The organism is Mesorhizobium neociceri (assembly GCF_013520985.1).
Taxonomy (GTDB): domain Bacteria; phylum Pseudomonadota; class Alphaproteobacteria; order Rhizobiales; family Rhizobiaceae; genus Mesorhizobium; species Mesorhizobium neociceri.
Map to the genome: position 1 here is coordinate 106,482 of NZ_JACDTY010000010.1, position 12,470 is coordinate 118,951.

At 63.6% G+C, this 12,470-nt stretch carries 14 protein-coding genes; 4 read left to right on the forward strand and 10 right to left on the reverse strand.

The window, feature by feature from the left end; genetic code table 11:
* Positions 1–155 precede the first annotated feature (155 nt).
* Positions 156–1,031 carry a GNAT family N-acetyltransferase gene (locus tag H0241_RS20465; RefSeq protein ID WP_210285015.1) on the forward strand — a complete coding sequence of 292 codons (876 nt, stop codon included), beginning with the start codon at positions 156–158 and terminating at the stop codon, positions 1,029–1,031.
* Between the two features lie 87 nt (positions 1,032–1,118).
* Here the strand turns inward: H0241_RS20465 and H0241_RS20470 are convergent, their stop codons facing one another.
* Both H0241_RS20470 and grpE read right to left on the reverse strand, forming a co-directional pair.
* A complete protein-coding gene (locus tag H0241_RS20470) occupies positions 1,119–1,751 on the reverse strand; it encodes a trimeric intracellular cation channel family protein (RefSeq protein WP_181059540.1) in 633 nt (210 codons plus the stop codon).
* Between the two features lie 88 nt (positions 1,752–1,839).
* Positions 1,840–2,469, reverse strand: coding sequence for a nucleotide exchange factor GrpE (gene grpE, locus H0241_RS20475; protein WP_181059542.1), 630 nt, complete (start codon positions 2,467–2,469; stop codon positions 1,840–1,842).
* Between the two features lie 239 nt (positions 2,470–2,708).
* Here grpE and H0241_RS20480 point away from each other — a divergent pair, with 239 nt between their 5' ends.
* A complete protein-coding gene (locus tag H0241_RS20480; protein WP_181059544.1) occupies positions 2,709–2,909 on the forward strand; it encodes a hypothetical protein in 201 nt (66 codons plus the stop codon).
* Positions 2,910–2,993: 84 nt separating this feature from the next.
* Positions 2,994–4,016, forward strand: a complete 1,023-nt coding sequence (locus H0241_RS20485; protein ID WP_181059546.1) for a fatty acid desaturase — start codon at positions 2,994–2,996, stop codon at positions 4,014–4,016.
* A gap of 45 nt (positions 4,017–4,061) precedes the next feature.
* On the opposite strand, the gene H0241_RS20490 is transcribed toward H0241_RS20485, so the two are convergent.
* The 7 genes from H0241_RS20490 to cysG all read right to left on the reverse strand — a co-directional run bounded on the left by H0241_RS20490 (position 4,062) and on the right by cysG (position 11,418).
* Positions 4,062–4,682, reverse strand: coding sequence for a DJ-1/PfpI family protein (locus H0241_RS20490; protein ID WP_181059548.1), 621 nt, complete (start codon positions 4,680–4,682; stop codon positions 4,062–4,064).
* 195 nt (positions 4,683–4,877) lie between these two features.
* A complete protein-coding gene (locus H0241_RS20495) occupies positions 4,878–6,485 on the reverse strand; it encodes a GMC family oxidoreductase (RefSeq protein WP_181059550.1) in 1,608 nt (535 codons plus the stop codon).
* 93 nt (positions 6,486–6,578) lie between these two features.
* On the reverse strand, positions 6,579–7,112 hold the full coding sequence (locus H0241_RS20500) for a DUF934 domain-containing protein (RefSeq protein ID WP_181059552.1): 534 nt from the start codon (positions 7,110–7,112) through the stop codon (positions 6,579–6,581).
* Positions 7,113–7,231: 119 nt separating this feature from the next.
* Positions 7,232–7,996: a phosphoadenylyl-sulfate reductase gene (locus H0241_RS20505; protein ID WP_181059554.1), complete on the reverse strand. Its 765-nt coding sequence runs from the start codon at positions 7,994–7,996 to the stop codon at positions 7,232–7,234.
* Positions 7,971–9,641: a nitrite/sulfite reductase gene (locus H0241_RS20510; protein ID WP_181059556.1), complete on the reverse strand. Its 1,671-nt coding sequence runs from the start codon at positions 9,639–9,641 to the stop codon at positions 7,971–7,973. The genes H0241_RS20505 and H0241_RS20510 overlap by 26 nt, the downstream gene beginning before the upstream one ends.
* 35 nt (positions 9,642–9,676) lie before the next feature.
* Entirely contained in the window at positions 9,677–9,970 is a 294-nt protein-coding gene (locus tag H0241_RS20515) for a DUF2849 domain-containing protein (RefSeq protein WP_181059558.1), read from the reverse strand.
* Complete coding sequence (gene cysG / locus H0241_RS20520) at positions 9,967–11,418, reverse strand: siroheme synthase CysG (RefSeq protein ID WP_181059560.1); 1,452 nt, start codon at positions 11,416–11,418, stop codon at positions 9,967–9,969. Before cysG ends, H0241_RS20515 begins: the two co-directional genes overlap by 4 nt.
* A 420-nt stretch (positions 11,419–11,838) precedes the next feature.
* Between cysG and H0241_RS20525 the strand changes: the two genes are divergently transcribed.
* Positions 11,839–12,291 (forward strand): baeRF12 domain-containing protein, encoded by a 453-nt coding sequence (locus tag H0241_RS20525; protein WP_181059562.1) that lies wholly within the window; start codon positions 11,839–11,841, stop codon positions 12,289–12,291.
* Between the two features lie 28 nt (positions 12,292–12,319).
* Here the strand turns inward: H0241_RS20525 and H0241_RS20530 are convergent, their stop codons facing one another.
* Positions 12,320–12,457: a hypothetical protein gene (locus tag H0241_RS20530; RefSeq protein WP_181059565.1), complete on the reverse strand. Its 138-nt coding sequence runs from the start codon at positions 12,455–12,457 to the stop codon at positions 12,320–12,322.
* Between the last annotated feature and the right edge of the window lie 13 nt (positions 12,458–12,470).

Below are 12,470 nucleotides of genomic sequence, written 5' to 3' on the forward strand. Positions count from 1 at the left end.
GACATCACGTAAGGTAGCCGGTTGAGGGTTTTCGCCAGCCGACGAAGTATTGCCCGCAGCGCCGTATCACGGTACTGTCACAATCCTGTTGCACCTACACCGTATCCCCGTGCCAAGAGGGATGGCTCGAAGGAGAATCACTCGTGCATACAGTTATGCCGGAATGTGACACTCGGCCCAACGCGGGCGGCGCTTTGCTCGCCGCGCGTAACGCTGATGCTGTTGCAACAGGCGCACCGCTGGGCCGGATCGGCAATCTCGAAGTGCGGCTTGCCCGCAACGAGGCCGAGATCGCTGCCGCGCAGGAAGTGCGCTACCGGGTATTTTATGACGAGCTTGGCGCCAGGAAGGATCTGTTCCAAGCGCAGGACCGGCGCGACGCCGACCGTTTCGACCCCCTTTGCGACCATCTGCTGGTACTGGACACCTCGATCTCCGGTCCCGAGCACCGCCGCATCGTCGGCACTTATCGCCTGCTGCGGCAAGAAATCGCGGCGACCGCCGGCGGCTTCTATTCCGAAGGCGAATTCGAGCTGACCAAGCTCATCGCGCGCCATCCCGGCCAGCGCTTCCTCGAACTCGGCCGCTCCTGCGTTCTTAAGGAATACCGCTCCAAGCGCACCATCGAAGCGCTGTGGCAAGGCATCTGGGCCTATATCAAACACTATGAAATCGGCGTGATGACCGGCTGCGCCTCGTTCCACGGCACGGTGCCGGCGGCGCATGCCGAGGCGCTCACCTATCTTGCCCATCACTGCCGCACCAACTCGGCCTGGGATGTGCGGGCGGTCTCCGGACGCTATTGCTCGATGGACCTGATGCCGATCGAGGCGGTCAACGCCAAGGCGGCGATTGCGGCAATGCCGCCGCTGGTCAAAGGATATCTGCGCGTCGGCGCCCGCATCGGCGACGGCTGCGTCATCGACCGCGAATTCTCGACGGTAGATGTGTTCGTGGTGATGCCGGTCAAGGAAATCGGCGCCCGCTACGTCAACTATTATGGCGGCGAAGCACAGCGCTTTGCGGCGTGATAGCGAATAGCGAATAGCGAATAGAAAGTTGCGCAGGCCTTGTCCCGTTCAACCCTATTCGCTACTCCCTATTCGCTATTCGCTTCTTCACGGAATATCCTCCGGCCGCCGCCCCGGGCGGCTCTTGTAGGACGGAAACGTCCAGCCGAATTTGAGCGCGCCGCCGCGCACCAGGAAAGCCGCGACAAAACCGGCGATATCAGAGGCGAGCGGCGGCAGACCGGCAAGATCGCCAAGCGTATAAAGGCTGGCACCCGCGAGCGCCGCGCTGACGTAGATTTCGGGCCGAAGCAGCACCGATGGCTCGCCGGCCAGCAGATCGCGCAGGATGCCGCCGAATGTGGCGGTCAGCACGCCCATAATGACGGAGACGACCGGCGAGCCGGTGATCGTCAACCCCTTGGCCGCGCCCATCACCGAAAAGGCGGCCAATCCGATGGCATCGAGCCAAAGCAGCCATTTCCAGCGGGATTCGACACGGTGAGCGATGAAGAAGACCAGCACCGCAACCACTGCGCAGATCAGCACATAGCCGGAGTTGGCGACCCAAAAGACAGGCAGGTTGAGGATGACGTCCCGCAGCGTGCCGCCGCCGATGCCGGTGACGCTGGCCAGGAACAGGAAGCCGATAATGTCGAGCTGCTTGCGCGAAGCCGCAAGCGCCCCGGTCGCCGCAAAGACAGCGACGCCGGCATAGTCGAGGAGGTCGATGGGGTTCATGGGCCGAGCGAGTAGTGAGTAGCGGAATAGCACGAAGCCGCAGATTAATATCAACCCCTACTCACTACTCCCTATTCGCTACTCACTATCACGCATCCTTCTCAGCCTGCTCGTTCACCGGACCCGGCTCGACCGGCGCCTCGCCTGCCGCGATCTTGGGGCCGCCCTTGGCGACGCCGACCATGGCGGGCCGCAGCACGCGCTCGCCGATCGAATAGCCCGGCTGCACGACCTGGACCACGGTGTTGGCGGGCACGTCGGGATTGGGCACTTCGAACATTGCCTGATGGAAATTCGGGTCGAACTTCTCGCCTTCCGGCGTCAGTTTCTTCACCCCATGCCGCTCGAGCGCCGACAGCATGGCGCGCTCGGTCAGGTCGACGCCCTCGATCAGCGCCTTGAAGCCGGCGTCTCCGCCGGCCTTGGCCTCGGCCGGGATGGCGTCGATCGCGCGCCGCAGATTGTCCGACACCGAAAGCATGTCGCGGGCGAAATTGGCCACCGCATAGGTGCGCGCGTCATGCACGTCGCGCGCGGTGCGGCGGCGCAGATTCTCCATTTCGGCCGCGACGCGCAGCGCGCGGTCCTTCAATTCCTCGTTTTCCTTCAGCAGCCGCACCAGCGCTTCATAGTCGCCGTCGATGCCGCCTTGCGTGCGCTCGGCCTCGGCCGTTTCGATATCCTCGGGCGCGCGTTCGTCTTTTGTCTGGTCGCTCATCGCCGTTTCCCGTCATTCGAATGGTTTGGATTTGCGCCCGATATCGAGGTTTGGCGGTCAAAAATCAAGGGGCAAGCGATGCTTGGAGCCGTTCGGAGGACGTTGGCACGGATCGCGAAGATCTTTCGAAATTAATTCAAATTTTACCGTGATCGCCGGCTTTGCTTGCCAATACCCCGCTATGGGGGAACCATTCCGATGCTGGAGGAGTTTCGAAGCCAACACAGGATTTTGGGACAATGACAGGCAACAACGGCAACAGGAGCGAAGAGCTCGCCGCCGATATCAAGCGCCAGTTCGGCACCGAGGCAACGAAGCGCTTTCTGCGCAGCTTGCCGGCATTCCGAACCGAGGCCGACATTCCGGAGCATTTTCGGGACCTGCTCGACCGTCTGGACGGCATAGAAGCCAGCGTGGCAGACGGCCAACGCCGGCAATAGCGACGCAATCGCGCGACAATTACGCGCAGTAATTTTGCGTGAGCTTTGCCTTGCGGCGGCGGCAAGCCACGCCTATGCTTCCTGATGAACATGATTTCCCCCGAGACGGCCGCCAACAGCAAGCGCGCCTGGTTGAAGATTCTGGCGCGCTACAAGAAGCCCGACCGGCGGCGCAGCACCCTCGAACTTGCCATCACCCTCATCCCTTTCGTCACGCTGTGGGCGCTCTCTTCGGCCGCCTACTCCTACGGCCACTGGTGGGGCCTGATCCTCATCCTTCCCGCCGCCGGCTTTCTGGTGCGGATCTTCATGATCCAGCACGATTGCGGCCACGGCTCCTTCTTCGCCAATCGCACCGCCGACGACTGGATCGGCCGCGCGCTCGGCGTGCTGACGCTGACGCCCTATGATTGCTGGCGGCGCGCGCACGCCACCCATCACGCCAGCGCCGGCAATCTTGACGAGCGCGGCATGGGCGACATCAGGACGTTGACGGTTGCTGAATACCGGCAGCTGTCCTGGCGGGGACGCCTTGCCTATCGGCTCTACCGCCACCCGCTGGTAATGTTCGGCCTTGGCCCGATCTGGCTGTTCATCTTCGAACAGCGGCTGCCGATCGGCATGATGCGCGGCGGCCTGACGCCCTGGGTGTCGTCGATGACGACGAATCTCGCCATTGCGATTGCCGCGGCCCTGCTCATCTGGTGGATCGGCCCCGGCGCTTTCCTGGTCGTCCATCTGCCCATCGTCGTCCTTGCCGGTTCGGCCGGCATCTGGCTGTTCTACGTCCAGCACCAGTTCGAGGAAACGGAATGGGCGAATGACGAAGAATGGGAATTCCAGCATGCCGCCCTGCACGGCTCGTCCTATTACGACCTGCCGCCGGTGCTGAACTGGTTCACCGGCAATATCGGCGTCCACCACGTCCACCATCTCTCTGCCAAGGTGCCGGGCTACCGACTGCAGGAAGTGCTGCGCGATTATCCGGAACTGCGCGGCATCGGCCGCGTCACGCTCCTCGACAGCCTGCGCTGCGTCAAGCTGGCCCTGTGGGACGAACAGCGCCGCAAGCTGATCTCGTTTCGCGAAGCGCGGGCCTTAGCATAAAATAAACCGCCGCGCGAAACGCGCGGCGGCTTCTCAAAAGCCTGCTCAAGCTGCCTTGCGCTCGTCGCGCACCAGCGCCTTGCCGTCGCGGATCTCGGTGCCGAGCACTTTCAGGCATTCGCGCATGAAGGCTGCGAGGCCGGGCCAACCCTTGGCCGACACCAGATTGCCGTCGACATGGGCGCCGGTCGGCGCGACATCGATGTAGATGCCGCCGGCAAGCGTAACCTCCGGCTCGCAATATTGCAGCGCCGCCACCTCCCGGCCACGCACCACGCCATCGACCGCGATCAGTATCTGCACGCCGTGGCAGATGGTGAAGATCGGCTTGCCGGTCTCATGGAAATGCCTGACCAGCGCCTGCACCCTTTTGTCGATGCGGATATATTCGGGTCCGCGTCCGCCGGCGGCATAGACGGCGTCGTATTGCGCCGGATCGACCTCCGAAAACGTCTTGTTCAAGATGTAGTCGTGGCCGAGCTTTTCGGTATAGGTCTGATGGCCCTCGAAATCGTGCAGCGAGGTCTTCAAGATGTCGCCGGCCTTCTTGTCGGGGCAGACGACATGCACCGTATGGCCAACCGCATGCATGGCCTGTTCAAAGACGAAAATCTCGTATTCCTCGCTGAACTCGCCAACGAGCATCAATATCTTCTTGCCTGCCATGCCGGTCTCCTCCCTTGCTGGCCATTATTTCGGATCGTGAAATAATAGCCCTATCCTAAGGGCAGGCTCGCGACAGGGAAAGCCCAAATCGCACAATTGGTCTGACCAGATTTAGTTTGTTCGCCTTGAGCTGAGCGACACAGCAGCGCATCCAGGGAGAAACAGCACAGTTGGTCCGACCACGAGGCGAGAAAATCAGGCAGCGGCTCTGGTCATGTCGGCCGCCTTCTCGGCGATCATGATGGTCGGTGCGTTGGTGTTCCCGCCGATCAATGTCGGCATCACCGAGGCATCGACCACGCGCAACCCCTGCAGCCCGCGCACCTTGAGCTCAGGATCGACCACGGCCATGGCGTCGACACCCATCTTGCAGGTGCCGACGGGGTGATAGATCGTGTCGGCGCGCGCCCTGATATGCGCCATCAGCTCGGCATCGCTGGAAACACCGGCGGTATAGATTTCCTTGTCGCGGTATTTCGCCAGCGCCGGCGCCTCCAATATGCCGCGCATCATCCTGGCACCCTTGAGCAGCAGGTCCCTGTCCCTCCCGTCGGACAAAAAGCGCGGATCGATGCGCGGCGGCGCCAGCGGGTCCGGGCTCGACAGCCCGACCTCGCCGCGCGAATGCGGCCTGAGCACGCAGACATGGCAGGAAAAACCGTAGCCCAGATGCAGCTTGCGGCCGTGATCGTCGACGATGGCGATGCAGAAATGCAGCTGCAGGTCGGGCCTCTCGATCGCCGGATCGGATTTGAGGAAGGCGCCGCCTTCGGCATAGGGCGTGGCGATCATGCCGGTGCCGTTTCTGCGCCAGCGCAGCATATGCCTGAGCAAGCCAGGCAGGCCACGCAGGCCGATACCCATCATGTCGGCATTCTTCGACCTCCAGGCCAGGATGAAATCGAGATGGTCTTGCAGGTTCTTGCCGACACCGGGCAGTTCATGGGCGACGGCTATGCCCTGCGCGGCAAGCTCATCCGCCGGACCGATGCCGGACAACAACAGGAGTTGCGGCGAGCCGAAGGCGCCGCCGCAGACGATGACCTCGCGCCTGGCGTTCGCCACCGCCTCGCCGTTGCCTTTGCGATAACGCACCCCGGTGGCGCGCTTACCGTCGAGCACAATGCCGGTGGCATGCGCGCCGGTGATGACAGTCAGGTTCGGCCGGTTCATCGCCGGATGCAGATAGGCGGCCGCCGCCGAGCAGCGCTCGCCATTCTTGGCCCCGCCCCAGAATTGCGTGACCTGGTAGAGCCCCGCCCCTTCCTGCTCCGGCCCGTTGAAGTCGTCGTTGCGGCGGATCTGGTTTTCGCCGCAGGCCTCGACAAAGGCTCGCGCGATCGGGCGCGGCTCCTGCTGTTCGCCGACCCTGAGCGGCCCGTCGCCGCCATGCAGCGCGTCGGCGCCGCGCTGGTTGCCTTCGGCGCGCTGGAAATAGGGCAACACCTCGTCCCACGACCAGCCCCGGCAGCCGAGACCGGCCCATTCGTTATAGTCGCCGCGGTGGCCGCGCGTGTAGAGCATGGCATTGATGGCGCTGGAGCCGCCAAGCGCCTTGCCGCGCGGCTGGTAGCCCTTGCGTCCGCCGAGCCCTTGCTGCGGCACCGTCTGCAATCCCCAATTGTTGATCTTCGGCCGGCCCGGCAGCAGCGCGATGATGCCTGCCGGCGCGCGGATGAGCAGGTTCCTACCCTCACCGCCGGCTTCGATCAGGCAGACGGTTTTCGAAGGATCCTCGGAGAGCCGTGCGGCAAGCGAGCAGCCGGCGGAACCGCCGCCGGCGATGACATAGTCGAAATCCATGTCTCCCTCCCTGGCCGGCGGATATTTCCGTCCGGACAGCCAAGAGAAGGCCTGATTTCAGCCGATGTAAAGGCGGGCGGAATTACCGCTGCGTCAGCTGTCGCGAACGCGCCGCCAGGAGTATTTCGGTCCCTTCGGCTCGGACGCTTCGGTCGGCTGATAATACAGCCCCAGCCCGCCGATGCGGCCTTCATCGAGCCGTTTCAGCAGCACCGGGTTCGATATCTCGAACTCATCGAAGCCGAGGCGCAGCATATGCGGCAGCTGGTCGACAAGAACCTGTCCGGTAGCGCGGACGGCGCCCTCGAACTGATAGCGGCTGCGCAGCAGCTCGCCCTTGGAAAACGAGCGGCCGTCGTTGAAGGCCGGAAAGGCCAGCGCCACCAGCGACAGCTGGTCGAGCAGATCGGCGATCTTTTCCAGCTGGTCGCCGGGCTGCAGCGCCACGCCAAGCCGCTCCTTCGCAGAGCGCCGCACCTCGGCATCGAGGCCGAGGAACGCCTGCAGCGGCAGGATGAAGCGGCCATTGCCGGCCAGCGCGTCCGCGCTTTCGGCATGCGCCCATTCGTCTTCGCGAAAACCCTCCGGGGTCCAGAGCCGGGTCTCCGGTGTCGTCGGTTCAGTCATCGAAAATTCCTAAAGCCCAAAAAATCGAAAGTCCGCTGAAGGCCAGTCCAAGCGAAACCGGCGGCCTCCGAGTGGAAGCCGCCGTCTGCAGGCCAGCCTCACCTGAATATCTACATAGCCTAAAGGGAAGCGTCGGTCAGCGACTTCTCCAAGCCGGACAGATGGATGCCGCACTCGGTCTTGGCATGACCGGCCCAGCGGCCGCTGCGCGCATCCTCGCCCGGCTGCACCGGCTGCGTGCACGGGAAGCAGCCGATCGACAGGTAGCCGTACGCGACCAGCGGATTTTCGCGCAGCGCATGCGCGCGCATGTAGTCGGCCTGGTCGGATGTCGTCCAATGCGCCAGCGGGTTGATGCGCACGCGCGGCCCGACCGCCTCGAACACCGGCAGCGCCGACCGCGTCGCGGCCTGGAAGCGCTTGCGGCCGGTGAACCAGGCGCGGAACGGCGCGACGCCACGCGCCAGCGGCTCGACCTTGCGCACGTCGCAGCAGGCGTCGGTGTTGCTTTGGTGCAGATTGCCCGTCGGATCGATCCGTTCGAGCGCCGCCTCTTCGGGCTTGATCACCCTTATGTTGGTCAGTCCGAAATCGGCGACGAGCGCATCGCGATAGCCGAGCGTCTCTTCGAAATGCTTGCCGGTGTCGAGGAAGATCACCGGCAGCGTGCGGTCGACCTTGGCGATCATGTGCAGCAGCACCGCCGAATCCGCGCCGAAGGACGACACAGCGGCGATCTCGTCATGAAACAGTTCGCTCGCGGCGCGTTCGATGATCTTGAGCGCGCTCAGATGCCCATACAGCGCATCGAAGCCCGCCGCTTTCGCGGCGATGCTGTCGTCGACGTCGACGATACGGTCAAGCGGCCTTGGTTTCGCCAGCATAGAGCGCCTCCTTGAACGGCGCGGGACCGACACGGCGGTAGGCGTCGATAAAACGTTCACTTGGATTAAGCCGAAGGCCGAGATAGGTATCGACGATCTGCTCGATGGCATCGGTGATCTCTTCCGAGGAGAAGCCGCGGCCGATGATCTCGCCGACCGAGGTGTTCTCGTCGGCCGAGCCGCCAAGCGTCACCTGGTAAAGCTCGGAGCCCTTCTTCTCAACGCCGAGAATGCCGATATGGCCGACATGGTGGTGGCCGCAGGCGTTGATGCAGCCGGAGATCTTCAGCTTCAGTTCGCCGATCTCGCGCTGCCGCTCGAGCGAGGCGAAGCGAAGCGATATCTCCTGCGCGATCGGGATCGAACGCGCCGTGGCCAGCGCGCAATAGTCGAGGCCGGGGCAGGAAATGATGTCGCTGATCAAATTGGAATTGGCTGTCGCCAGACCAATATCGACCAACGCGTCATAGACCGCCTTGAGATCGGCGCGCGCCACATGCGGCAGGATGAGGTTCTGCTCGTGGCTGACGCGCAATTCGTCGAAAGCGTAATTCTCGGCGATGTCGGCGACCGCTTCCATCTGGCTATCGGTAGCGTCGCCCGGCACCTCGCCGATGCCCTTCAGCGAAATCGTCACTGCGGCGTAGTCGGGATGGCGATGCGTTACGACATTCTGGTCGAGCCAGTCCGAGAAGCTCTTGGAATCGAGCCGCGCCAGCTTGATCGCCGCGTCGCCTTCCGGCCGGTCAGCAAGTGGCGGCGGCGCGAAATAGGCGTCGATGGCGCGGATGTCGGCATCCGGCAGCTTCAGCTCGGCGTCCTTCAACTCCTGCCATTCGGCCTCGACCTGGCGGGTGATTTCCTCGACGCCGGTCTCGTGTACGAGGATCTTGATGCGCGCCTTGTACTTGTTGTCGCGGCGGCCATAGAGGTTGTAAACGCGCAGGATCGCCGTGCAGTAGGACAGAAGGTCGGCCTCCGGCAGGAAGTCGCGGATCTTCTTCGCCACCATCGGCGTGCGGCCCTGGCCGCCACCGATATAGACGGCAAAGCCGAGTTCGCCGGCCGCGTTCTTCTTCACATGCAAGCCGATATCGTGCGTCTGGATGGCGGCGCGGTCGCGCTCCGCACCCGTTACCGCGATCTTGAACTTGCGCGGCAGGAACGAGAACTCCGGATGCACCGACGACCACTGCCGCAGGATTTCCGCATAGGGTCGCGGATCGGCGACCTCGTCGGCGGCGGCACCGGCGAAATGGTCGGCGGTGACGTTGCGGATGCAATTGCCACTGGTCTGGATGGCGTGCATCTCGACACTGGCGAGATCGGCCAGGATCGCCGGAATGTCCGACAGCGCCGGCCAGTTGAACTGGATGTTCTGCCGCGTGGTGAAGTGGCCGTAGCCCTTGTCGTATTTGCGCGCGATGTGGCCGAGCATGCGCAACTGGGCGCCGTTCAGCGTGCCGTAGGGCACCGCGATGCGCAGCATATAGGCGTGCAGCTGCAGGTAGACGCCGTTCATCAGCCTGAGCGGTCGGAACTGCTCCTCGGTGATCTCCCCGGACAGCCGACGCTCGACCTGGTCGCTGAACTCGGCGACGCGGGCCTGGACAAAATCGTGGTCGAACTCATCGTAACGGTACATGTTTCGTCTTTCGGGGCGCGTCCGCCCGTATTTTGTTACGCTGCCCGCGCAGCCTGCTTACCCAGATCTTCCCGGATGGTCGGACCGGCGGCGCGGATCTTTTCGCGCAGCCGCACCGGCTCGACCACGCCATCGACGACATCAGCGTCGATCAGATTGACATCGACCACTTCATTGTCGGCATAGGCCTTGGCGCCGATCGCCTCCAGCCGGTCCTCGGCCGCCTTGTCGTGGGCGAGATCGGCGTGGTCCACCGTCTCGGCCCAGCCGCCATCGGCGTACCAGACGGCGATGCCGTCGGTGAGGCGGTTTGCGGTCAGTATCTTCATTGTTCGACCTCTGCGGCGGCCGTATCGGCAACGCCCTCATGCTTATGTGCCGCGAGCGGCTCGGAACGTTCAAAGTTGGCGCCGGCAACCGCATCGCCGATGATGGTCATCACCGGGCCGGTCAGATCGGCGCGTGCCTCCAGCGACGGCAAATCGGCCAGCGTGCCGTGGAAACGGCGACGGTTTTGCAGGCTGGCATTCTCGACCACGGCGACCGCCGTGTCCGGTGACAGGCCGGCCTCGATCAGCCGTCCGGCAACCTCGGCCGCGACCGAGCGGCCCATATAGACCGCGACGGTGGCGCCGGAGATGGCGAGCTTGGCCCAGTCGGGCAGCGAATTGCCTTTCAGATCATGGCCGGTGGTGAACACCATCGACGAGGACACACCGCGCAGCGTCAGCGGCAGTTCGAAATCGGCGGCTGCGGCGAAAGCGGCGGTGACGCCAGGGATGACATCATAGGCGATGCCGGCATCGCGAAGTGCCGCCATCTCCTCGCCGGCGCGGCCGAACACCAGCGGGTCGCCCGACTTCAGCCGCACGACGCGCTTGCCGGCGTGGCCGAGCTCGACCAGCAGCGCATTGATCTCGGCCTGGCTCTTGGTGTGGCAGCCTTTGCGCTTTCCCACCGGCAGCCGCTCGGCGTCGCGGCGGCCCATCGCGACGATCGCCTCCGGCACCAGCGCGTCATAGACGATGACGTCAGCCTCCATCAACAGCCGATGCGCGCGCAGCGTCAGAAGATCCTCGGCGCCGGGGCCGGCACCGACCAGGGCGATATGGCCCGCAGCCGGAGCCTTCGACAGCAACAGATCGACGGCGGCGTCATGCGCCCGCGAGAGCTCGCCGGCTTCGACGGCGCGCGCCGGCGCGCCCTGGAAAAAACTGCCCCAGAACTGACGGCGCGCATTGCCTTTCGGCAGCAGCTTTTCGGCTGCACCGCGGAAAGAGGCGGCGAGCGTAGCCAGCGGCCCGAGTGAAGGCGACAACATGCGGTCGATGCGGCTGCGCAGCATCTGGGCAAGCACGGGGCCGGCACCTTCCGTGCCGATAGCAATGGCAACCGGCGCGCGGTTGACCAGCGCCGGGGTGAAGAAATCGCAGAGCTCCGGCCTGTCGACGGCATTGACCGGAATGCCCAGCCGACGCGCATCCTCGGCGACGCGGCGGTCAAGCGCCTCGTCGCCGCTGGCGGCAAACACCATCACCGCGCCTTCGAGATGCGCGGCGTCGTAAGGGGCATCAATGTGGGTAGCGCCGGTCGCCGCGATGAAGCTCAGCAATTCGGCTTCGGCAGCATCTGTGATGATGCGCAGCGTCGCGCTCGACTGACCGAGCAGCCGCGCCTTGGCCAATGCTTCATCGCCGCCGCCGACGATGGCCACGGCTTCGCCTTCAACCCGCAGGAAGACGGGGAACGCGTTGAGCTTGGGATGGGCCTGCGACATGAGAGACAGATTCCGGAACAAGACGGCAGTTTTACGCGCGGGCGTGAAAAAGCTGAAGGAACCCACTCGCGCATCCCCTCACGGGAGGCAATCGGTTTTCCGCAAGCCTGAAGGCCAAGAGAAAAATATTCCACATCCGCATATCAGACGGATTCAAGCTGCTGCCGCAGGCCTTGTTCTTCGGCTCTTTTATCCGCCAGCCAGCCAAGTCGCAAAATTGTTTTTTCTAAATTCTACCAATTTAGTAGATTAAAGACGCCGACCGGAGAACGACCCACCGAGACCGTAAAGCCGGCCTCTGAGGGGAGCCGCCGCCACTCCGCGTGAAGGGGTGGAACGTTCCCGCTCCGCCACGCGTTCTGACCCTGCCGATGATGACAATCGTCGGCTGGATTTGAAACCTTAAGACAGGAGCGCGCGATGAGCAAAATCAACCTGAGACATGGCCTGTTGGTCATGGTGGCCGATGGCGAAAAGGCGCTGTTCTTGAAGAACGAGGGCGACAATCTCTATCCGAACCTGCAGCTCTTCCAGGAGATGAAACAGGACAATCCGTCGACGCGCGAGCAAGGCAGCGACAGCCCCGGCCGCTACAATGACGGCCCCTCCGTGCATCGCAGTGCCGTCGAGGACACCGACTGGCACCGGCAGGGCAAGGAACGCTTTGCCGAAGAGATCGCGGACCGGCTCTACAAGCTCGCCCATCACGGCATCTTCGACGACATCGTGCTGATCGCGCCGCCGCTGGTGCTCGGCACGATGCGCAAGAAGCTACACAAGGAAGTCACCGACAAGGTGCAGGCCGAGATACCAAAGACATTGACCAACCATGCCGTGATCGACATCGAAGCCATGCTGCAGGCGGCAGCCTGAAGTCCGCCAGTGTAACCATCTGGATCAGCTATTCGGCGCGCGCAGCGGTTTTGCTGCGCGCGCCTTTCGGTTTTTGGCACGTCGCACCGGCAATTTCCGGCTTGCGGGTTGCATCGCCGACACCCTGTCCACCATATTGCAAAGGCGGCGGCTTCGGGCGGCGCATCCCGACATCCCGA

What these genes read in the sequence shown, in the direction of transcription:
- H0241_RS20465 (WP_210285015.1), top strand. Translation starts at nt 156, where the DNA reads ATGCCGGAATGTGACACTCGGCCCAACGCGGGCGGCGCTTTGCTCGCC.
- H0241_RS20470 (WP_181059540.1), bottom strand. Translation starts at nt 1,751, where the DNA reads ATGAACCCCATCGACCTCCTCGACTATGCCGGCGTCGCTGTCTTTGCG.
- grpE (WP_181059542.1), bottom strand. Translation starts at nt 2,469, where the DNA reads ATGAGCGACCAGACAAAAGACGAACGCGCGCCCGAGGATATCGAAACG.
- H0241_RS20480 (WP_181059544.1), top strand. Translation starts at nt 2,709, where the DNA reads ATGACAGGCAACAACGGCAACAGGAGCGAAGAGCTCGCCGCCGATATC.
- H0241_RS20485 (WP_181059546.1), top strand. Translation starts at nt 2,994, where the DNA reads ATGAACATGATTTCCCCCGAGACGGCCGCCAACAGCAAGCGCGCCTGG.
- H0241_RS20490 (WP_181059548.1), bottom strand. Translation starts at nt 4,682, where the DNA reads ATGGCAGGCAAGAAGATATTGATGCTCGTTGGCGAGTTCAGCGAGGAA.
- H0241_RS20495 (WP_181059550.1), bottom strand. Translation starts at nt 6,485, where the DNA reads ATGGATTTCGACTATGTCATCGCCGGCGGCGGTTCCGCCGGCTGCTCG.
- H0241_RS20500 (WP_181059552.1), bottom strand. Translation starts at nt 7,112, where the DNA reads ATGACTGAACCGACGACACCGGAGACCCGGCTCTGGACCCCGGAGGGT.
- H0241_RS20505 (WP_181059554.1), bottom strand. Translation starts at nt 7,996, where the DNA reads ATGCTGGCGAAACCAAGGCCGCTTGACCGTATCGTCGACGTCGACGAC.
- H0241_RS20510 (WP_181059556.1), bottom strand. Translation starts at nt 9,641, where the DNA reads ATGTACCGTTACGATGAGTTCGACCACGATTTTGTCCAGGCCCGCGTC.
- H0241_RS20515 (WP_181059558.1), bottom strand. Translation starts at nt 9,970, where the DNA reads ATGAAGATACTGACCGCAAACCGCCTCACCGACGGCATCGCCGTCTGG.
- cysG (WP_181059560.1), bottom strand. Translation starts at nt 11,418, where the DNA reads ATGTCGCAGGCCCATCCCAAGCTCAACGCGTTCCCCGTCTTCCTGCGG.
- H0241_RS20525 (WP_181059562.1), top strand. Translation starts at nt 11,839, where the DNA reads ATGAGCAAAATCAACCTGAGACATGGCCTGTTGGTCATGGTGGCCGAT.
- H0241_RS20530 (WP_181059565.1), bottom strand. Translation starts at nt 12,457, where the DNA reads ATGCGCCGCCCGAAGCCGCCGCCTTTGCAATATGGTGGACAGGGTGTC.